Genomic DNA, 20,273 nt, shown 5'->3' on the forward strand with positions numbered 1-20,273 from the left:
GCGCCGGGCCAAACAAAGAACCTACCCCCCCCCCCCCCCCCCCCGGAATTTGTGTTGCCGCGCAACACCTTTCCTCTGGTGCGAGGTCCGGTGTCGTGAGAGCGCGTGCCCGGTCGGGAAGCGACGGTCCGCCGTCGTGGCTGACGTGGGTGCAGTTCTTCGCATCCGACGCCGTCGGCGTCGGCAACAGCTGCACCGAGTCGGTCAGCGTCACACACCCGGCCGGGATCGGCCGGCCCGGCTTGAGCACCGTCTGGATCGCCGCCGACCGCGAGTCCGCCGCCGTCGGTGTCGGCAGCAGCTGCGTCGGGGTGACCACGGAGTCGACGGCGTCGTTGAGGTTGACCTGGTGCCCGCCCGCTCGCCGCCGCGCCGGATCGACCGGACCGCGCGGTTCGCCGTCGCGGGCCTGCGGCGTCGGCATCATCCGCATCCCGTCCCGGCTGGGGGACGGCACACACGAACACCCGCTCGCGCCGGTGCGCGGCTCCGATGTCGCTGGCTCGTACGCAACGCCAGACCGCGTCATACCCCGCTTCGGCCAGCCCGCCGAGAACGCGGTCGAGTCCGCCGTTTTTCCAGCGGAGGGCGGCGACGTTCTCCACGACGACGAGCCCGGGTCGTAGCACGCGAACGGCGTCCAGCACGTTGCTCCACAGTCCACTGCGCGCGCCTTTCTCGATGCCCGCGCGCCGACCGGCCGCGGAGATGTCCTGACACGGGAAACCGGCGGTGAGCACGTCCACCCGCTCCACGCCGGTGAAGTCAACCGTCCGCAGATCCCCCAGGTTCGCCACGCCCGGCAAGCGCGCAGCGAGGATTCGCTCGGCGTGCGGGTCGACCTCACTGACCCAGGCGATCCGGCCACCGAGCACGGCGGCGACACCGAGATCCAGCCCCAGCAGGCCGGTGCACACGGACCCGATCACCGGGCCCTCGGTCGCCACGAACCGCACCGCGTCGCCGGCATCGGCAGCAGGCGCGACCACATCACGTGAAGGGGCGCTCATCGGTGCACCCCCGGCCGTTGTGCGTCGGTCGACGCCCTGCCTGCACGTCCACGTCTCGCCCGGGACGGCGGACGACGCGTGTGCGGATGGGTGTGGCCTGGACGGTCCGGTACGGACGGTCGTGCAGTTTCCGCCGCGGGTGCCGGGTGCGCGAGCCGATCAGGCTGAGAGGAGGCGGCGGCGGTGAGCTTGCGGTGCAGTCGTGCCCGCCAGGCCAGGGCGTAGCGCAGGCAGTTGGCCTCGTTGCGATGACTCGGCGTACACCCCGGCAGATACCGGCCGCTGAAACTCCAGGCAGCCGAATCACTCGAGGCGATCGCCTCGCCGTAGCGGGCCAGCCCTTGGGTTTTGACGCCGAAGCAGTGGGTGGTCAAGTTGCGGGCGTGCAGCGAACGCACGATGCGCTCCACCTCGCCGGTGTGCGACCTCCGGCACACACTTCCCACTCCCACCAGCGGCAGGGCCGCCAGGTCCACACCGTGACGTTCGTACAAGTCCGCGCAGCGGTGATAATCGGCGACCTCGTCCCCTTGGATGACCGGGATGATCGGCAGCTCCGGCGCCAAGTCGCGCAGCTGCAAGTAGTTGCCCACCGTGCGCTGCAGATGCGTGCGCACACTCAAGCCTGTCCGGTTGCGAACTGCTTGCTCGACCATCCAATCCTGCGGCGCCGCCCACGCCAGCTTCCCGATCTCATCGCGGTAGCGGCGCACCGCCGCGACGTAGGCGTGCGCGTCGCTGCGCCACCGGCCATACAACGACAATTCCGAGAAACCGCCGGAATCCACGGCCCACTCGTGCGTGGCCCGCGGCAGCGTGCGGCGCCCGGCCAGACGCCGGTGCGACACCAGCAGCGGAATCCCGAGATCACGCTCCAGCCACGCCGGCTGATGGACACCGAGATAGAACGTCCTCATGACCGCGCCTCCCGCCGTCGCGACACCACGAGGACAAGCGCGATGGCCGCCGCGGTGGTGAGCGCCTTCCCGGCGAGCTGGCCGGGCAGCAGGGTCAGCGACCCGAACGCGCACGGCACGAACACGACGCTGTCCACGATCAGGCCACCGAGATTCGATCCGGCGATCGCCAGCACGTGGCCGTGCGGGCGCCACCGGCGATACAGCAACGAGTCGGCGAGTTCGGAGAGCAGGAACGCGGTCGCGCTGGCCAGCGCGACCCGGGGTGTCGCCACGGCCGCCGAGAGCACCGTTCCCGCGGCGATCGCCGCGAGCACGCCCCGCGCACCGAGTGCCTCGTGCACGACGTCGCGGGCGATGAACGCCGCTCCCGCGATGCACGCGCCGGCTGGAATGACCAGGCCTCCCAGCGTGAGCACGTGGTAGCTGCTGGCCCAGTTCGCCCCCACGACGGCCGCGAGGTAGCAGCCTGCCGAAGTCCATCCGGCCGCCGGGCGGCGGGTCCAGCTGCGCGCACGCGAGCCGCGATGTTGACGTCCCCGCAGGACCAGCGCGGTGCCGGAGTTCGACAGCTCGGTCATGGTCGCCTGCCCGCATCGAGGCCTTGTCGTCCAGGACGGTCGGGAGGCTCGCAACGGTGGCGGTGGGCGGCACGGCGAGCGTCGTCGGGCCGTGTGTGATGGACGGTCCATCCGCAGTCGGTGCAGCGGGCGCGGGCACTCATGCCCGCTCCCCGCGACCGCGGTCTGCCGACGTGGTCGGCAGGGCGCCGGGGGCCAGGGGCTTGATCAGGACGACGACGTCTTCGTGCGCGACCAGATGCAGCGGCAGACCCTGCTCGCGCTGCTTGCGGATGAAGTCACGCTGGAAGAAGCTGCCGCGGGCGACGAGGTCGGTGTCGGCGACGCGGGCCAGCAGGGCGACGCACCGCTCGACCGGGATCAAGCCGGCGGCGCGGCCGCAGGCGATGATCTGCGAGGGCAGGTCGATCAGCTCGGAATGCTCGCGCCACGGCCGCACCGTGATCGCGACATGCCCGCCGGGGCGCAGCAACGCGGCGCAGCCGGTGAGGATACGGGTGAACCCGGCCAGCAGCCGGTGGTGGCCGACATTGGCGAGGTTCCCACGGTCGAGGGCGTTGCCGTAGCGGTGATGGTATTTGTGCACCTTCCCGTCCGGCGAGTCCGTCGCAGCGGTGACGACCTGCCCGTGAGTCGCCGGCCCGTACGGCGGCGAGGTGACCACCAGCGCGACCTGCCCCCGGTACCGCTCGTGCAGCAGCTGCGGCAGCTGCCGCGCGTCACCCTGGACGATCTCGCCGTCCGGCTTGTGCCCGCGGTCCCGCGCAAGCTCGAGGTTCGCGCGGGCGACGGCGACCCAGTGCGGTTCGTACTCCACCCCGACCGCGCGGCGCCCCGCATCGATCGCCTCCACCAACGTGGTACCCGAGCCGGCCATCGGGTCGAAGACGAGGTCGCCGGGGCGGGTGTAGTGGCGGATGGCGTGCGCGGCCACGGCGGGGAGCATCTTCGCCGGGTGGGCGGTGGAGTCGGGGACGTAGCGGCCCTTGCGCTGCGCCGCCGGCGAGGTCTGCGCGGTCACCCATACCGACAATGGCGGCTCGTCCGCCCGAGCGACATCGACCATGGTGGTGGGATCGGTCGGGACGGGCGCCGCGGCGTCCGCCGCCCCGGCAGTGCCACGTCGTGGCGTGGTGTCCAGGGCGTCGATGAGCCAGCGCGGAACCGGCACGGTGGCCTCACCCCCGACCGCGGTCGTGGCGTCGTCAGTGCCGGTGTCCGACGTCGGGTGCGTGAGGTGCGAGGAGGACATGAGCGGGGTGCCTTTCGGTGCGTCGGGAACTACCGGCGCGGGCCGGGTCGCCTCGGACGAGGGGAACGGCGCCGGGTTCACTGGCGGTCTCCGCGGGCGATGTCGTCGGCGGGAGCCGGGGCGATGTCGGGGGTGCTCGGGGGCCCTGTCGTGGGGTCGGCCGGCTGCGCGAAAACCAAGATGTCCGCGTGGGCACGCAGGTGCGGCGCGGGCAGCCCGCGCACCGTCGCGTGGCGCGCGGTGCGGTCGTACTCGGCGGCCACCGACGCGCTCGGCACCGCATGCAGACCACCCGCTCGGACCGGCGTGTGCAGCACCACGATGTGCTGCAGGTAGAGCAGATCGGCGTGCTGCGCGGCGGCCACGATCGCGCCGGTCGGGTCGAGCAGCCGCTCCCCGTTCCCGTCACTGTGGGTGTACACCGCGACGATGCCGCCGCGGCGCACCACCGCCGCCGCGCGCAGTGCGAGCCGGTCGAGCGACACGCGCTCGACGACCTGCGCCGGCAGCGCGACGAGCACCACGTCCGCTCGTTGCTGCCCCGAATCCACGGCACCGCAGCCACCGAGCGCCGGGTCACCGACGGCATCTGTGGCGGGGTCCGCTGTGGACGCGGTGGAGTCACCGACGAGGTCGGCCCAGAACGGTCGTGACGACGTCACCGCGACATCGGCTCGGGTGTCCAGGGCGACAGCGTTGACGGTCCGGCCGAGTGCACGGACCGCCTCCTGCACCGGTGCCGGGATGACCCCGCCGGTCGCTGTGGCGTCCGGGGTTTCTGGGGTGGCGGATGCCGGCGTGGCGGTACCGGCATCGACGAGAACGACGTGCCCGCCGACGGTGGTGAAGACGCTCGTGATGCGCTCGACGATCGGTACCGGCCACGACTCGTGCGCGTCGATCGGATCGGGTCCGCACGTCCACACGGTCGCCGGGATCGGGTCCGGTGACCCGCTGCTCGTGCGCCGGTGCGAGCGGGGCGGCCGGCCCCCCGGGCGCGCGGTCGCGCGGGTGCCGGCGGCTCCCGTGGTGGTGCTGTGGGCGCCGGGGTAGGGAGCGAGGTCGCCGCCGCGCCGACGGCGCGGTGGGCGGGTCGAGTCCCCTCGGTGGCGGGGACGGCCGTCCGAGGATTGCGGGCGGTAGGTCATGAATGGGCCTCCGGTGCCAGGTGCCGCCAGGATGTGCCGACGGGCTCGTGCTGCTGTCACCTACTAGTTCCGAAAAAACGACCCTGCCGGGACACGGATCGCAGAAAAAGAAAAACGTCCCCGTCCAGCTCGCATACAACTGCGATCGTGGAGTACCGACCAACAGGGCCGCGCATACCGATGACAACACGCCTACCCTGATGAATTTCGACGACTTCTCCATTGGCCGCGTCGACACACGCACCTCAGCTGCAAATGACTGACTGTGTTCGAGGCGCCACTCATCCCCGGACCGACTCAACGTGGTGTCGACGCAGGTCACAGTCGGTTCACGACCACCTCCGCGAACACGGTAACTACGTGCTGCCACGCCTTTGACGTCATGTTCAAGCCTTTAACCGTCGGCAACCTGGGGCGCTTTTGAGGCGGCTTTGAGGCGCTTCTGATGCGGTTTCGAGGCGCCTCGCGTGGCTTCCTTTCGGCGTCGCACTCCACGCCAAGGAGATTCCACCATGACGCCGTCAGAACCGGACAACGAACCCGACTTCCATGATTTCTTCCTACGCCGGACCCCCGTGTTCATCACGGAGCCCGGAGTCTTCGACACGGCCCACATGGCGTTTGAATGGCTGGTCACCGGACCGCATCCGGTCACCCTCGACTGCCGTCCGATACCAGGACTGCCGGCGCGGCTCGTGCCGCTGGACGAGCTCGGATCGCTGCTGCTGAACAAGGACAATCCCCAGCCGCTGCGGGACGCGGCCTGGGCCGCGCTCGTCACCCGCTCCCGCACCGACAGCGGAACCTGGACGGTCGCGTGCGTCGGGCTGGCACTGCCATGGCTGGTGCAGGTCGCCACGCGACTGTCCCGGTCGGCCCAGGGCGAGGCACACGACATCCAAGCCGCGGTCATGACCGGCTTCCTCGAAGAGCTCACCACGGTCGACCTCGACCGTCCGAGGATCCTGGTCCGATTGCGCTGGAGTGCCTACCGCGCTGGGTGTGCCGCGCTGCGCGAGACGCTGCGTGCCGCCTCACCGGTCGGCGATCCCAGCGACGAACAGATGCAGGAGTTGCTGGCCGAACGTGCTGCGCCGGCGTCCGGCTTCCGCTCGTGCCCGCCACCCCCACCGAGCGCGCATCCCGAACTCGCCCTTCTCGGGGCTGTCGATGCCGGCGTCATCTCCGCGCAGGAGGCTACGCTGATCGGCGCGACCCGCTTCGGCGAACTGTCCCTGGCCGAGGCCGCCCACGCACGCGGGCAGACCTACGAAGCAGCCAAGAAGACCCGACAGCGCGCAGAATCCCGCCTCGCCGCGCACCTGAGGACAGAGGCCACGCCGGACGCATCCGGCCGGCGACGCACTTCGGCGTCACCCCCCTCCTCCCGGCTACACACCGTTACCGATCGGGGTCCGAGGTCGGTCCGGGAATCGCGCCGTCCGGTGGTGTCGAACGCCCCGGGCACTGGAGTCGGTGATCGCGGGATCGGCCGGCGTGCTCCGTCGCCGCCGCGACGGCGCGCGGCCCGACCGGGCGCTGCTCGGGAGGTGCTGTCATGCGACTGATCCACGGCCGCCGCCGCGTCCGCGCCACCCGCCGCCGGACTCTCGCCACCCGCCCATCGGTACCTCACGACGGGCATCAGAAGTCGGCCACGGCAGACCCGGCGCCCGCTGCCCGCCGTCGGCCGCGCACGTCGAGTCCGTGCCCGGCCACTCCGGCGTCGTCGCCGCGGCGACACCACCGCGCGGCGATGTTGCTCGGCCTCACCGCAGCTGCCGCGCTGGTACTGCTGGGCGGCTCAGCGGCACACGCGGAGACGGTGACCTACCTCGCCCTCGCCCAGACCGTCGATCAGGTCCTGACCAACATCCGCAACTGGATCATGGGCATCCTCGCTGGGATCGCCCTGGTGTTCTTCACCATCGGCGGCCTGCGCTACCTGATGGCCGGCGGCAACCCCGGCGAGGTCGACAAGGCCAAAGATGCGTTCAAGGCCGCCGGGATCGGGTTCGGCCTGGCCGCGCTCGCGCCGCTCGCGGTCGAGATTCTCAAGACCATCGTCGGCGGGCCGTAGCCATGCCCGCACCGACCTCACCGAACCGCCGCATACTCAGCCCGGCCAGCGACCCGTCCCGGAGGGCCGCGCGGGTTACCCGGTCGCGCCGGCAGATCTTCATCGTCGCGGGGATTCTGCTGGTGACGTTCCTCGGCGTCCTGGCCTCCGCGGCAGCCGCTCCCGGCGCCGACCGTGCGACCTCGTCCGCCCACACCGCACCGCAGCAGCAGCCTCCGCTGCCCCTGCCACCGAACCCCAACTGCGCGCCCGGCTCGCCGGAACCGGCCTGCCACCTCCCCAGCAGCAGTCCGACCCGGACCATCCCGGCCACGCCGCTGCCACCTGAGACCACCCTGCCGGGCCCCGCCCCCTCGTGTTTTCCCGGCTCGATCCTGCCCGGCTGCGCCCCCTCGCTCGAGGGACCGTGCGACGGCCCCGACTGCATCCCGCAACCCTCGACCCTCGCCCCGAGCGTCCCGCCCCAGCAACCGATACCCAACGGGACCGGGGACGCCGCGAGCTGCGGGCTGACCGACCTCACCGGCTGCATGGTCGTCGCCGCCAGCGCCATGTTCGCCGCCGTCGTAGCCGCCGGGCTGAACCCGCTGCTGGACCTGCTCGGCAAAACCTTGCTGACCACCCCGGAACCGGACCAGATCCCGGGACTGGGCGCGGCGTGGACGGGGTCGTGGCACATCCTGCTCACCGCCTACGGCGTGCTGGTGCTGCTGGCCGGGCTGATCATCATGAGCTACCAGACCCTGCAGGCCCGCTACACCGTCAAAGAACTCGCACCCCGCCTGGTCGTCGGGTTCCTCGCCGGGACTCTGTCGCTGTTCCTGGCGACCAAGGGCATCCAGATCGCCAACGCCCTGTCGGCCGCCGTGCTGGGCGAGGGCGTCGATCCGGCCGCGATGACCCGCAGCTTGATCACCATGGTGCAAGGCTCGATGGAGGGCGGCGGCCTGTTCCTCGGCGCGCTCGGTTTGGTGCTGGTCGGGTTGCTGCTGGTGCTGCTGGTCGTGTTCACCGTGCGGGTGATCGTGACGATCCTGCTGGTCGCCGCCGCCCCGATCGCGCTGATGCTGCACGCGCTCCCGCACACCGAAGGCATCGCCTACCTCTGGTGGAAAGGCGCCGGCGGGGTGCTGGCGATCCAGGTCGGCCAGTCGCTCACGCTGGTGGTCACGGTGAAGATCTTCTTCGCCCCCGGCGGGTTCACCGTCCTCGGCCCGACACCCTCGGCGCTGGTGAACCTGCTGCTGTGCATCGCCCTGCTCTACATCCTGATCAAGATTCCGTTCTGGTTCCTCGCGCCCCTGCGCTCCGGCCGTCCCTCATTCATCGGGCGGGTCGTGCGCGGCGTCATCGCCTACAAGACGATGGGCCTGCTCAGCGGCGCCACCGCCGCCCTCGGCGGCGGGCGCGGCTCCGCGCGTCGCGGGCGCGGCAGCACGGGCCGAGGCGGAGCTCTGCCGACAGAGCCGCCCTCGACCCGCACCGGCCAGTTCATGCTCCCGATACGGGTCCGCCGCACCCACCCGGCCGCGCCGCGGTCGCCGCGGCTGGGCGACCTCGCACCGGTCGAACCACTCACCGACCGCCACCCCGGCCCGGGGCAGCTCTCTCTGTTCACCACCAGCGGTGCCGGCGACGCGCGCCGGGTGGCACCGAACCCGCGCGCCCTGACCCCGGAGCACCTTCCGAACGCGCTGCCGCGTCAGCAGCTCGGTCTGCCGATCACCACCCGCCGTGATCCCGATCGCGTCGGTCGGCGGTCGCTGGCCGACGACCTCGCCGACCGCGCACCGGCTCCGCCGGTGCGCCAGCCCGGGCTCCTCACCACCGACGGGCGGGTCAACCGCAATGCCCGCCCGCCCACCACGCTGCCGAACGCGCTGATCGCACCAGGAACCGGGATGCTGCCGATCCACCTGCGACCGGCCCCGGCCCGACCGGCCCGGCGCACCCTCGCCGACGCCCCTCCCCCGTCGCCGGCTCGGCAGAGCGGGCCTGGGCTGATCACTCCGTCCGGGCAGATCAACCGGGCCGCCCGTGCCCCGCGCCGCCGTCCTCGCGACGCCTACACCGGCAACCGGCCACTCACCTCGGGCCAGTACCCGCTGCCGCTGGGCGTGCGCCGCCAACCCAAACCGACACCGGCACCTGACGCCACGCCGCCGCCGACAGTCACGCCGACGCCGCGTCCCGGAGTGCAGCTGCCACTGCCCCTCGATCTGCCGAAGCGGCCGCGCCGCGGCCCGGTCCCGAAGAAGAAATGAGGCTCCGCTCATGACGAGTTCCGTCCGTGTTCCCGCCGACGTCGAGCGGCCCGACCGCGTGCTCGGGCCGCTCACCGCGCGACAGCTGGCGATCCTCGGCGTGGCCGGATTGCTGCTGGCCGCGCTCTACTCGCTGACCCGCGCGATCGTGCCGTTGCCGGTGTTTCTGGTCCTCGCGCTGCCGGTCGGGATCATGGTCACCGTGCTGGCGCTCGGGCAGCGAGACGGGCTCCCGCTGGACCAGCTCGTCCTCGCCGCGATTCGCCAGCGCCTGGCCCCCCGCCACCGCGTCGCCGCCCCGGACGGAGTGCGTGCGGCTCCGACCTGGCTGACCGTCCAGCAACCGGCGCCACGCACCCGACGCCGGGGGCGGCCACCGGTTTCCCCGGGCCTGGAGCCAGTGTCCCCGGCGCCGCTGGAATTGCCGGCCAGCGGCGTGGCCGACACCGGGGCAAGGGCTGGAGTCATCGACCTCGGCGACGACGGGCTCGCGGTCATCGCCGCGTGCAGCACCGTGAACTTCTCCCTCCAGACACCCGGTGAGCAGGAAGCCTTGGTCGCCTCCTTCGCCCGCTACCTGCACAGCCTCAACGCCCCGGTGCAGATCCTCATCCGCGCCGAACGGCTCGACCTCGCCCCGCAGATCGCGCAGCTACAGGACCGGGCCGGCGGGCTGCCGCATCCCGCGCTCGAGGCCGCCGCGCTCGATCACGCCGACTACCTCGCCCAGCTGTCCGCCCAGGCCGAGCTGCTGCGCCGGCAGGTCCTGCTGGTGCTGCGCGAGCCACTGCGCACCACACCCGAACCGGCTGCATCCAGCACGCTGCTGCGCCGTCGCCGCGACCCCGCACCGGTGGATGAGCGGGTACGGCACGCGGGCGAGCAGCGGCTGGTGCGCCGCCTGGACGAGGCCACCGAGCTGTTCTCGCCGGCCGGGATCGTGGTGACCCCGCTCGACGCCGCGGCCGCCACCGCGGTGCTGGCCTCGGCCTGCAACCCCGACACCTTCCTGCCGCCCTCGGCGCAGCTGGCCGCCGCCGACGACGTCGTCACCAGCACGACCACCTTCACCGACCTCTATGGCCCTGACACCGACACCGAGTCCCCGCCCGAACGCCGCCGGGAACCGCAGACTCTCGTCCGAAGCACTGCTCCGACCGACGAGGAAAGCGCATCGCATTCACGGCCGGGGACGCGCATGTCTTCGTCGGCACGGTCGGGTCCGTGGCTGCCGGACGACGACGACTTCGACTATGACGACGAGATCGAGAGCAGGTAGCCCCATGGCTCGCACCACACGCCACCGCACCCGCAGCGGGTCCGCGAGTGCGTTCACCCCGGACTCGCTATCGGTGAGCGCCCGGCACCTGGAGGTCGGCAACGAGTTCGTCGCCTCCTTCGGGATCACCGGCTATCCGCTGGAGGTGTATCCCGGGTGGCTCGCGCCGCTGCTGACCTACCCGGCCCGCCTCGACGTCTCCGTGCACATCCAGCCCATCGACCCGGCCACCGCCGCCACCGGCCTGCGCAAACAGCGCGCCAAACTCGAATCGTCCCGCCGGCACAACGCCCGCCACGACCGGCTCGACGACCCCGACCTCGACGCCGCCGCCGACGACGCAGCCGACCTGTCCCGCCGCATCGCCCGCGGCGACGGCCGCCTGTTCCGCTTCGGGCTCTACCTCACCGTGCACGCCCCCGACGAAGAGTCCTTGGCGGAGGAGGTGTCGGCGCTGCGGTCGCTGTGCGCGTCGCTGCTGCTGGACGCCAAACCCGCCACCTACCGGGCCCTGCAAGGCTGGGTCTCCACTCTGCCCCTCGGCCTGGACTCCCTCGGCCTGACCCGAACCTTCGACACCCCCGCCGTCGCCGCGTCCTACCCGTTCACCTCCCCCGACCTGCCCTGCACCGACCCGACCACCGCCACGCCGTCGGGAGTGCTCTACGGCTACAACGTCGGCTCGCAAGGGCTGGTGCACTGGGACCGCTTCGCCTGCGACAACTACAACTCCGTCGTCCTCGGCCGCTCCGGATCCGGCAAGAGCTACCTGGTCAAGCTCGAGACCCTGCGCAGCCTCTATGCCGGTGTGCAGGCGTTCGTCATCGACCCCGAGGACGAGTACGCCCGCCTCGCCGCCCAGGTCGGCGGCACCTACCTGCACCTCGGCGCCCACGGCGTCCGGCTGAACCCCTTCGACCTGCCCATCCACACCGACCCGACCGGCCGCCGCACCGCGGCACCGGACGCGCTGCGGCGGCGCAGCCTGTTCCTGCACACCGTCCTCACCGTCCTGTTCGGCGTCGCCGTCACGCCGGGCGAGCGGACGGTGCTCGACACCGCCATCACCGCCGCCTACGGCCGAGCCGGGATCACCGCCGACCCGCGCACCTGGACCCGCCCCGCTCCGCTGCTGCGGGACCTGCGCGATGTCCTCGCCGCCACCGGCGACCACGGCGACCCGATCGCGGCCGATCTCGCGGCACGGTTGCACCCGTTCGTCGACGGCGCCTTCAGCGACCCGTTCGACGGCCCCACCTCCACCACCCCCGACGGGCACCTGGTGGTGTTCTCCCTGCGCGATCTGCCCGACGAACTGCGGGCGATCGGGACGCTGCTGGTGCTGGACGCGGTCTGGCGGCGCGTGTCGGACCCAGCGCACCGGCGGCCCCGGCTGGTGGTCGTCGACGAGGCGTGGCTGCTCATGCAGCAACCCGAGGGCGGCCGCTACCTGTACCGGATGGGCAAAGCGTTGCGGAAACGCTGGTGCGGCTTGACCTTCGCCAGCCAGGATCCGCCCGACGTGCTCGGCACCGAGCTCGGCAAGGCCATCGTCGCCAACAGCGCCACCCAGATCCTGATGCGCCAAGCCCCGCAGGCGATCGACGAGGTCGCCGCGGCGTTCGACCTCTCCGCCGGGGAACGGCAGTTCCTGCTCTCGGCCAACCGCGGCCAAGGGCTGCTGGTCGCCGGCGCGCATCGGGTGGCGTTCCAGTCACTCGCCTCGCCGACAGAGAACTTCCTGATCACCACCGACCCCGCCGAACTCGCCCGGTTCACCACCGAGACCCCGGCGCCCACCGACGGCGGCCTCGCCGACGCCTCCATCGACCTCGGATCCGCCGACGCGGACCTCGACAGCCCGGAGTTCGACGGCCTCGGTCAGGTCGAGCTCGACCCGGCATGAGGAAACCCCGTACTGCTACCCGGAAGAAGGTTCGTCGTGCCCGCACAACCCACCGGCAGTCTGTGTCCCCGAGGCTGGGTAAGCGACTACCTGCCCGGCCCCGGAGACGCTGCAACCGCGGTGTTCGCCACGGTGCGCGAGTGGGCGCTGGCCTGGGGGCCAGTCGTCGTGCCCGCTGTGGCGCTCGCCCTGCTCGGCTGGAGGATGGGCCGCCGCAGGTGGCTCGCGCGCCGGCACCGGGCGCTGCTGGCCGATGCTCGCCGGATCACCGTCCTCGCCCCACCCACCGTCGACCCGGCCGGCGGGGCCGCGGTCTGGTCCAACCTCGTCGGTCTGCTACGGCCCACGTGGCGGCGCTGGTGGGCCGGACAGCCACATCTGGCGCTGGAGTACGTCTTCGGGGAGCACGGCGTCACCGTGCAGTTCTGGGTCCCCGGTGTCATCCCGCCCAGCCTGGTCGAACGCGCCATCGAGGCGGCGTGGCCCGGCTCGCACACCCGCACCACCGCCGCCACCTCACCGTTCCCCGACCTGCCGGCCGGGCGCCGACGCATCACCATCGGCGGGCAACTCCGGCTGGCACGATCCGAGGCCCTACCGATCCGGACCGGGTTCGACGCCGATCCGATCCGCGGGCTGCTCGGCGCCCCGGTGGGGCTCGGCCCCGACGAGCGCGCCTGCGTGCAGATCCTCGCCCGCCCCGTCACCGGCCGCCGCGTCGCCCACGCCCGCCGCGCCGCCCGCCGCGTGCACCACCGCACCTCCCACCAGCTGCGCGGCCGGATCCTCGACCTGATCACCCCCGGCGCGCACGCGACCCGCTCGGGCCGGACCGCCGACGCGCGGCGCATCAGCCAAGACCCTCAGCTGTCGCTGGAGTACTCCGCCCAGAACAAGGCCATCGTGATCAAACAGCGCGGCTCCCAGTACGAGACCCTGGTGCGCTACGCCGTCGCCACCGACCTGCCCGCCGACACCGCCGACGAGTTCGTCCGCCAGGCCCGCGCCGCCGCGCGCGGCCGAGCCCACGCGCTGGCGGCCGCGTTCGCCGCCTACACCGACCACAACCACTACACCCGCACCCGTCTCCCTCGCTCCGCCCACGCCCTCGCCGCGCGGCGCCTCGACCGCGGCGACCTGCTCTCGGTACCAGAACTCGCAGCACTCGCGCACCTGCCCGTCGACGCCGAGATCCCTGGCGTCGAACGCGCCGGCGCGAAAGCCGTCGCCCCGCCACCCGGTGTCGCCACGCCCGGTCCGGACGTCAAACCCCTCGGACAGGCCGACTCCGGCCACGCCCGTCTGGTCGGTCTGCGGGTGGCCGATGCCCGTCATCACCTGCACGTCATCGGCGCGACGGGCTCGGGCAAGTCGACGCTGCTGGGCAACCTCATCCTCGACGACATCGACGCCGGCCGCGGCCTGGTGCTCATCGACCCGAAAGGTGACCTCGTCACCGACACCCTCAACCGGCTCCCCGCTGCCGCGGCCGAGCGGGTCGTCCTCTTCGACGCCGATTCCCTGCACCGGCCACCGTGCCTGAACGTCCTCGAGGGCGGCGACACCGACCGCGAGGTCGACAACCTCGTCTCCGTCTTCCGGCGGGTCTACTCCGCGTTCTGGGGCCCGCGCACCGACGACCTCATGCGCGCCGCCTGCCTCACCCTGCGCGCTCAGGAAGGCGTACCCACGCTCGCCGACCTGCCCAAGCTGCTGACCAGCGAAGCGTTCCGGTCCCGGATCACCGCCGGTCTCACCGACCCGATCCTCACCGGGTTCTGGGAGTGGTACGACGAGCTCACCGACAGCTCCCGCTCCCAGGTCATCTCCCCGCTGATGAACAAACTCCGCGCATTCCTGCTGCGGCCCTTCGTCAAAGCCGCCATCGCCGGCGGACGCTCCACCGTCGACATGGCCGACGTCCTCAACGAGGGCGGAATCTGCCTGGTCCGCATCCCGAAAGGGTCCCTCGGCGAGGAAACCACCCGTCTCGTCGGGTCGCTCGTCGTGGCCCGCACGTGGCAGGCCACCACCGCCCGAGCCCGGGTCCCGCAGCGCCTGCGCCCCGACGCGTCCCTGGTGATCGACGAGTGCCACAACTTCCTCAACCTGCCCTACCCGATGGAGGACATGCTCGCCGAAGCTCGCGGTTTCCGGGTGGGCATGACCCTGGCCCACCAGCACCTCGGCCAGCTCCCCCGCGAACTCAAGGAAGGGATCTCCACCAACGCCCGCAACAAAATCTTCTTCTCCGCTTCCCCCGAGGACGCCCGCGAACTCGCGCGCCACACCGCCCCGCGGCTGTCGGAACACGACCTGTCCCACCTCGGCGTCTACCACACCGCCACCCGGCTCGTCGTGGGCGGCGACGAAACCGAACCGTTCACCATGACCACCACTCCCCTGCCCGACCCGATTCCCGGGCGGGCGCGGGAAATCCGGGCGGCGCTGCGTGCCCGGCGCCGCGCGCACAGCAGTGACGCCGCCACCGCAACTCACATCAGCACAGCAGCCGCGCCACATTCTGCGCCGGGCGGCAGGCGGGTGCCGCCGACCCGTCCACCCAAGACCGACCCGCGTCGTACCCGCCCCTGAGCACCGCACCGGGTGACAGTCCACCCCGGCGCAACAGGACACAGCCCGCCGCCCCTTCCACGCCGGGCTGAGTTCGAGCTACCCACAGGACTTATCCACACTCTGTTCACAACTCCTCGACAGGAGCCGCTCGTGATCACGACCACCACCCGCCAGCACACCCTGCGCGGCCACCTGCCCGGCCGCCACACCGCCCGCGCCGCCGGCTCGGTCGAGCACCAAGCCGTGCTCGCTGCCCGCCTCACCGTCCGCGACAAGTGGCTGCTGGCACTGTTGCACGAGCACCGAGTCCTGACCACCAACCAAATCCAGGACGCCGCGTTCCCCTCCGACCGCTCGACCCGCCAGCGGCTGCGCGACCTCTACTTGTGGCGCGCGGTGTCGCGGTTCCAACCCTTCCAGCAGCTCGGATCCGCACCCATGCATTACGTCCTCGGCCCGGCCGGCGCGGCCGTGCTCGCCGCCGAACACGGCCTCGAGGTCAAGGAACTCGGCTATCGGCACGACCGCGCCATGGGCATCGCCCACAATCAGCGCCTCACCCACACCGTCGGCGTCAACGACTTCTTCACCTCGCTGATCGCTCGCACCCGCTACGCCCCCGCCGCCACCGCGGAGACGCTGGTGACGTGGTGGTCGGAATCCCGCTGTGCGCGGCATTTCGGCGACCTCACCATCCCCGACGGCTACGGCCGCTGGCGCGCCGGCCGAGACAAGGCAGTGCGTGAGGTGGAGTGGTTCCTGGAATTCGACACCGGCACCGAATCCTTGACCAAGGTCGGCCGCAAGCTGCACGGCTACGCACGGCTGGCCGAAGCCACCGGCATCGCCACCCCGGTACTGGTGTGGCTGCCCACAACCCGCCGCGAAGCCGGCGCCCGCAGCGCCCTGGCCCGGGTTCACACCGACCTCGACAACCCGGCCGCGGTGCCGGTGGCCACCGCCGCGGCGGACCTGCTCAACCCGACCGTCCCGCATCCCAGCCCGGCCGGCGCGGTGTGGCTGCCCTTGACCTCGGCCCGCGCCGATCGCGCCGGCCCGCGCTACCGCCTGGTCGACCTCCCCGACGCCTGGCCCGGCCTGGCCCCGCCTGCAGACCCCACGTCGCTCGCCGACGAGGACGAGGTCGGCGAGGCCGCCGTGGCTTCGCCATATCGGCTGCCGCCGCCCAGCTCGATCCCGCCGCCGGCCATGCCCAACCGCGTCGCCCGCGGTGCGACCTGAAGCGAGGCAGCAGCCGCCTTCTCGCACATACCGCCGCCCCTCTCACCCAGGGCTTGCCTTTTCGGCTTCTCTTTCTGTGCCTACGGAAGCAGCGCGATCCACCCATGGAAAGAAAGCTCTGGGCCGGTACCGCCGCCCTCGTCCTCGTCATCCTCCTGCTCATCGGCGCCCAGGTCGCCGCGTCGTCACCCAGCTGTTCTCCAACGGCTAACGACAACACCATCACCCTGGATACCCGCGCTGCCGCAGCCCTGCTCCTGCTGTTCGGCCTGCCGATCTCTCGCATCCGCCACATCACCACCGACCAACTCGACATCGGTGAAGCCGGGCATTCCTGCGGACCCGCCGGCACCCGCTCCTGCTGCCACCCCCAAGCTCGCGAACCTGCTCACCCAGCTCGCCGACACGCCACGCACCGCAGCCCGACTGTCCAAGAAGGACAAGGTCAGTCGCTGGCTGTTCCCCTGTCTCACACCCGGCCGACCAGCCAAGTCGCCTTCACCCACAAGCTCCGCGACCTGGGCATCAACGCCGGAACCGCCCGCAACGCCGCCCTCGTCTCCCTCACCGGCGACCTGCCCGTTCCCGATCCTCGCCGACGTCCTCGGCCTGCACACCAACACCGCCGAACGATGGGCCGACCTGACCAAAAGCGACTGGACCGCCTACATCGCCGACCGCGCCGACTATCGGTGAAGCCCGGCGAAACGAGATCCATCACGCGACGAAGGTCGCCAAAGCACACCGATTCCTCGACAGCCATACAGCACTTTCCGGCACCCTGGAAGTGATCCCGCATGTCCACGTCCGCCAAGATCGCCGTCGGCGCGGCCGCCGCGCTCCTGCTGATCCCCACGCTGCTGGCCGCCACCGCGGTCGGCGTGATCACCGTCATCGCCGGCAGCAGCACCAGCACCCCCAGCCAGACCGCGACAGCCGACATACCCGCCGACTACCTCGCCCTCTACCAGCAAGCCGCCACACAGTGCCCCGGCCTCGACTGGTCCATCCTCGCCGCCATCGGCAAAATCGAGTCCGACCACGGCCGCAGCACCCTGCCTGGCATCGCCACCGACACCGAGAACTCCGCCGGCGCACGCGGACCGATGCAATTTCTGCAGCCCACCTTCGACAGCGTCATCACCCGTCACCCCCTCCCTCCGGGCGGGCACGCTCCGCCGTCGCCCTGGGACAAACACGACGCGATCTTCGCGGCCAGCTTCTATCTCTGCGACAACAACGCCGACCACGACCTGCACGCCGCGATCTTCGCCTACAACCACGCCGACTGGTACGTCGACAAAGTCCTCACCCAAGCCGCCCACTACCGCAGCACCTCGGTCGGCAACGGCCCGGCCGGCCAACACGCGCTGGACGCGGTCGCTTTCGCCCAAGCCCAGCTCGGCAAGCCCTACGTCTGGGGCGGCGACGGCGACTCCGAAGGTGGATTCGACTGCAGCGGCCTCACCCACGCCGCCTACCAGGCAGCCGGACTCACCATCCCGCGGACCGCGCAAACCCAACACGACGCCGGCCCACTGCTCCCGCCCGGCACGCCGCTACTGCCCGGTGACCTGGTGTTCTTCGGTGCAAGCTCGCACACGATCACCCACGTCGGCATCGCGATCTCCAGCACGCACATGATCAACGCCCCCTACACCGGCGCCCTCGTCCGCATCGACCCCATCGGGCATTACTTCGCCGCAACACGACCGTCGCCAGAGGCAGCAACATAAGACCAGTCTTCGCTTCCACGCGCTTGACCAGATTCCATTGCAGATGACCACGACGTGACCAGCTGATCAGCTACGACGGGACGACTGACCCGTCCGCAGTTACTAACGTGACCGCTACTCCACCCTGCCAATACTGGACCGCCGCCGCGACAAGACAGGAAGCACCAACCACAATGCCCTCCGCACCACCCGCTGCACTCGCGACGGCAACTAGGCTGGCCGGACCTTCGGCAACTCTCGATTCCGTTCGGCCCCTTGCTGGCGGTTCCCACGCCGCGACTTACTTGATCCGGATAGCCACTCCGCGGCGCGATATGGTCCTTCGAGTGTTCACCGCCGGCGACCCCAGCGGCAGCCGACGAGGAACGCGCCCTCACCGCAATCGACACCTTGGGCGGCATCGCACCACGCCTTCTCGCACGCAGTGACGAGGACGAAAAGACTCAATCGTGGGTGTTGATCAGCCGACTTCCCGGCACTGCTGACATCATTCCGGACGAACCTCACCCCTGGGCGGTTCAGCTCGGGCAGACACTGGCCCACATTCACACCTCAGACACCGACGTTGCCGCCAACCTCGACACCGTCTTCGACCGTCGGGGATACCGAGCTCGGCTCTTCGGGCCGGCTGCGCACATGGTCGACAACGCATGGGAGAACACCATCACCACGGCACCTCTGGTGCTGGCACATGGCGACTACCAGTCAGGCAACGTGATATGGAACAACGGCACGCTCACCGGCGTCATCGACTGGGAAGGAGCAGCCCGCGGATCAGCCGGCTACGACGTCGGCTGGCGTCGCTTCGACCTCTACCTGCTCCACAGCGAACACCTGGCCGACGTGTTCCTCAGCGCCTACCAGGAAGCCAGCGGGACCTGGATCCGCGAGCCTCACTTATGGGACCTGTGGACGCTCGCCCGGTCGCACGAAGCCGTCGAAGACTGGGTCCCGAATTACCGCGACCTCGGTCGCGGTGACCTCACGGCGATCGAACTGCGTCGGCGCCACACCGCATGGACACACGACCTCCTGCAGCGACATCGCACTCCATAAGCCACGCCCGGTGGCTAGCTTGGAACACGCCACCAAGGAATAGGGCACCCTCGGAGTAAGTACCTTCCGCCAGTCAACGGCCCCCTGAAGGGGGATAGCGGATTCGACTGCCGGGCTTGACAAAGGCCGCCTACGACGCGGCCGAGATCTCCCTGCCCCGCACCGCACACTCCAGTTCCAGGGCGGGCCGCCAGTCCTCGACGGGCAGGCTCTTCTTCCAGGGGACCTGGTCTACGACGGCGCGCCGTCGAGGATCCGGCACGTGGGCCTCTACATCGGAGGCGGAAGAAATGGTGAACGCGCCGGCCTTCGACCGGTCCGTGCAAGTCGGCGACTACCGATACCGGAGCGACGACTACGTAGCGCCACGCGGCCCGCACACAGATCCGTGGTGCAGGTTCCCAGTCTTGCTTGCGCCTCTCACTGATTGAGCACGATCGCGCGCTTGCGCGACGTCGATGAGAATCGACGTGTCGATCAATGTCCGGGTATGTAAGACATTTTAAAGGTCCTCTCGTCGCCAGTGCGGTTTACCAACGAGGACTTCAGTGAGGCCAGCGTCGCGCATGGCTCGTAGGCGGTGCTGACCGTTGTCGATGACGGACTGCGACTTGGCGTTCTTACGAATCAGGATCGGCACCTTAACCAGGCTTTTCAGCGCCTGCAACGGCCATCCGGACATGCCGTCTGCGCGAGCAGCGTCAAGTACCTGCTGGCAAAGCCGGTAGTTCTCCTCGACGCCGGTCGCGTTAACTTGAGCAATCAACCGGACCGCTGCCTTGGTGACTGCGTCCCAGTCCCCGCCGTGATACCAGCAGCAGCCCCGGACGCCAGCAACGTTAGATCGATCGCCCGGAAACGTCTCACCAACTACCGCGTCCCGCATGCAGTCCTCATGCCACGGCACCTCGCGAGGCACCTGCCCCATAGGCACCAAGACATAATGAACCCAATAAATCAGCCGCCCGGCCGGCTCGGTCTCATCCCTCTGCCGTTCGTCCATCCACAGAGCATGCCGCAACGCGCGAAAAATGAATACACGAGGCAGCCAGCAGAAGCTGAGCCCCGTCGGACATGTTTCCGCAACCCGCCCGCTCAGAGACCTACCCGTTGTGCTGCCCCGGCTCGGCCGCGACGGGAAGGCATGACGCGTCCAGTGTCATCGTCCACGGATCGACCCGACGAGCGACGCTCCGCTCGTATGTCGATGCATGCGATCACTGTC

General features: G+C 70.7%; 17 protein-coding genes. 11 read left to right on the forward strand and 6 right to left on the reverse strand.

Annotated features, from left to right (window positions below; genetic code table 11):
* Nucleotides 1-875, reverse strand: an 875-nt coding sequence (locus tag AB0M59_RS05950) for a DNA cytosine methyltransferase (RefSeq protein WP_364609704.1), incomplete at its 3' end; no start/stop codon positions are given.
* Here AB0M59_RS05950 and AB0M59_RS05955 point away from each other — a divergent pair.
* Nucleotides 831-998: a hypothetical protein gene (locus AB0M59_RS05955; RefSeq protein WP_364609419.1), complete on the forward strand. Its 168-nt coding sequence runs from the start codon at nucleotides 831-833 to the stop codon at nucleotides 996-998. The two genes, AB0M59_RS05950 and AB0M59_RS05955, sit on opposite strands and share 45 nt — an antisense overlap.
* A gap of 8 nt (nucleotides 999-1,006) precedes the next feature.
* On the opposite strand, the gene AB0M59_RS05960 is transcribed toward AB0M59_RS05955, so the two are convergent.
* From AB0M59_RS05960 to AB0M59_RS05975, 4 genes are all read right to left on the reverse strand, one after another.
* On the reverse strand, nucleotides 1,007-1,927 hold the full coding sequence (locus tag AB0M59_RS05960; RefSeq protein ID WP_364609422.1) for a hypothetical protein: 921 nt from the start codon (nucleotides 1,925-1,927) through the stop codon (nucleotides 1,007-1,009).
* The gene (locus AB0M59_RS05965) at nucleotides 1,924-2,508 is read right to left on the reverse strand and encodes a VUT family protein (protein ID WP_364609425.1); all 585 of its coding nucleotides are present in this window, start codon (nucleotides 2,506-2,508) and stop codon (nucleotides 1,924-1,926) included. Before AB0M59_RS05965 ends, AB0M59_RS05960 begins: the two co-directional genes overlap by 4 nt.
* Before the next feature lie 139 nt (nucleotides 2,509-2,647).
* The gene (locus AB0M59_RS05970; protein WP_364609428.1) at nucleotides 2,648-3,760 is read right to left on the reverse strand and encodes a DNA methyltransferase; all 1,113 of its coding nucleotides are present in this window, start codon (nucleotides 3,758-3,760) and stop codon (nucleotides 2,648-2,650) included.
* Nucleotides 3,761-3,837: 77 nt separating this feature from the next.
* A complete protein-coding gene (locus AB0M59_RS05975) occupies nucleotides 3,838-4,908 on the reverse strand; it encodes a hypothetical protein (protein WP_364609431.1) in 1,071 nt (356 codons plus the stop codon).
* 512 nt (nucleotides 4,909-5,420) lie between these two features.
* Here AB0M59_RS05975 and AB0M59_RS05980 point away from each other — a divergent pair.
* From AB0M59_RS05980 to AB0M59_RS06025, 10 genes are all read left to right on the forward strand, one after another.
* A complete protein-coding gene (locus AB0M59_RS05980; RefSeq protein ID WP_364609434.1) occupies nucleotides 5,421-6,476 on the forward strand; it encodes a sigma-70 family RNA polymerase sigma factor in 1,056 nt (351 codons plus the stop codon).
* A gap of 188 nt (nucleotides 6,477-6,664) precedes the next feature.
* Nucleotides 6,665-6,988, forward strand: a complete 324-nt coding sequence (locus AB0M59_RS05985; RefSeq protein ID WP_364609707.1) for a pilin — start codon at nucleotides 6,665-6,667, stop codon at nucleotides 6,986-6,988.
* 2 nt (nucleotides 6,989-6,990) lie between these two features.
* Nucleotides 6,991-9,252, forward strand: coding sequence for a hypothetical protein (locus AB0M59_RS05990; protein ID WP_364609437.1), 2,262 nt, complete (start codon nucleotides 6,991-6,993; stop codon nucleotides 9,250-9,252).
* A 10-nt stretch (nucleotides 9,253-9,262) separates the two neighbouring features.
* Nucleotides 9,263-10,531, forward strand: coding sequence for a PrgI family protein (locus AB0M59_RS05995; protein ID WP_364609440.1), 1,269 nt, complete (start codon nucleotides 9,263-9,265; stop codon nucleotides 10,529-10,531).
* 4 nt (nucleotides 10,532-10,535) lie between these two features.
* The gene (locus AB0M59_RS06000; RefSeq protein WP_364609443.1) at nucleotides 10,536-12,437 is read left to right on the forward strand and encodes a conjugal transfer protein TraC; all 1,902 of its coding nucleotides are present in this window, start codon (nucleotides 10,536-10,538) and stop codon (nucleotides 12,435-12,437) included.
* A gap of 120 nt (nucleotides 12,438-12,557) precedes the next feature.
* Nucleotides 12,558-15,032 (forward strand): DUF87 domain-containing protein, encoded by a 2,475-nt coding sequence (locus AB0M59_RS06005; RefSeq protein ID WP_364609710.1) that lies wholly within the window; start codon nucleotides 12,558-12,560, stop codon nucleotides 15,030-15,032.
* A gap of 132 nt (nucleotides 15,033-15,164) precedes the next feature.
* The gene (locus AB0M59_RS06010; protein ID WP_364609446.1) at nucleotides 15,165-16,256 is read left to right on the forward strand and encodes a replication-relaxation family protein; all 1,092 of its coding nucleotides are present in this window, start codon (nucleotides 15,165-15,167) and stop codon (nucleotides 16,254-16,256) included.
* A 318-nt stretch (nucleotides 16,257-16,574) separates the two neighbouring features.
* Nucleotides 16,575-16,952 (forward strand): hypothetical protein, encoded by a 378-nt coding sequence (locus AB0M59_RS06015; protein WP_364609448.1) that lies wholly within the window; start codon nucleotides 16,575-16,577, stop codon nucleotides 16,950-16,952.
* A 101-nt stretch (nucleotides 16,953-17,053) separates the two neighbouring features.
* Complete coding sequence (locus tag AB0M59_RS06020) at nucleotides 17,054-17,992, forward strand: NlpC/P60 family protein (protein WP_364609451.1); 939 nt, start codon at nucleotides 17,054-17,056, stop codon at nucleotides 17,990-17,992.
* A gap of 390 nt (nucleotides 17,993-18,382) precedes the next feature.
* A complete protein-coding gene (locus tag AB0M59_RS06025; RefSeq protein ID WP_364609454.1) occupies nucleotides 18,383-19,048 on the forward strand; it encodes an aminoglycoside phosphotransferase family protein in 666 nt (221 codons plus the stop codon).
* A 502-nt stretch (nucleotides 19,049-19,550) separates the two neighbouring features.
* Here AB0M59_RS06025 and AB0M59_RS06030 read toward each other — a convergent pair.
* Entirely contained in the window at nucleotides 19,551-20,051 is a 501-nt protein-coding gene (locus tag AB0M59_RS06030) for a ParB/Srx family N-terminal domain-containing protein (RefSeq protein WP_364609457.1), read from the reverse strand.
* Nucleotides 20,052-20,273 lie beyond the last annotated feature (222 nt).

It is taken from the genome of Amycolatopsis sp. NPDC051371 (assembly GCF_040682155.1).
In the GTDB taxonomy this organism is placed as follows: Bacteria; Actinomycetota; Actinomycetes; order Mycobacteriales; family Pseudonocardiaceae; genus Amycolatopsis.

What these genes read in the sequence shown, in the direction of transcription:
- AB0M59_RS05965 (WP_364609425.1), bottom strand. Translation starts at nt 2,508, where the DNA reads ATGACCGAGCTGTCGAACTCCGGCACCGCGCTGGTCCTGCGGGGACGT.
- AB0M59_RS05995 (WP_364609440.1), top strand. Translation starts at nt 9,263, where the DNA reads ATGACGAGTTCCGTCCGTGTTCCCGCCGACGTCGAGCGGCCCGACCGC.
- AB0M59_RS05990 (WP_364609437.1), top strand. Translation starts at nt 6,991, where the DNA reads ATGCCCGCACCGACCTCACCGAACCGCCGCATACTCAGCCCGGCCAGC.
- AB0M59_RS06020 (WP_364609451.1), top strand. Translation starts at nt 17,054, where the DNA reads ATGTCCACGTCCGCCAAGATCGCCGTCGGCGCGGCCGCCGCGCTCCTG.
- AB0M59_RS06000 (WP_364609443.1), top strand. Translation starts at nt 10,536, where the DNA reads ATGGCTCGCACCACACGCCACCGCACCCGCAGCGGGTCCGCGAGTGCG.
- AB0M59_RS05960 (WP_364609422.1), bottom strand. Translation starts at nt 1,927, where the DNA reads ATGAGGACGTTCTATCTCGGTGTCCATCAGCCGGCGTGGCTGGAGCGT.
- AB0M59_RS05975 (WP_364609431.1), bottom strand. Translation starts at nt 4,908, where the DNA reads ATGACCTACCGCCCGCAATCCTCGGACGGCCGTCCCCGCCACCGAGGG.
- AB0M59_RS06030 (WP_364609457.1), bottom strand. Translation starts at nt 20,051, where the DNA reads ATGGACGAACGGCAGAGGGATGAGACCGAGCCGGCCGGGCGGCTGATT.
- AB0M59_RS05985 (WP_364609707.1), top strand. Translation starts at nt 6,665, where the DNA reads ATGTTGCTCGGCCTCACCGCAGCTGCCGCGCTGGTACTGCTGGGCGGC.
- AB0M59_RS05970 (WP_364609428.1), bottom strand. Translation starts at nt 3,760, where the DNA reads ATGTCCTCCTCGCACCTCACGCACCCGACGTCGGACACCGGCACTGAC.
- AB0M59_RS05980 (WP_364609434.1), top strand. Translation starts at nt 5,421, where the DNA reads ATGACGCCGTCAGAACCGGACAACGAACCCGACTTCCATGATTTCTTC.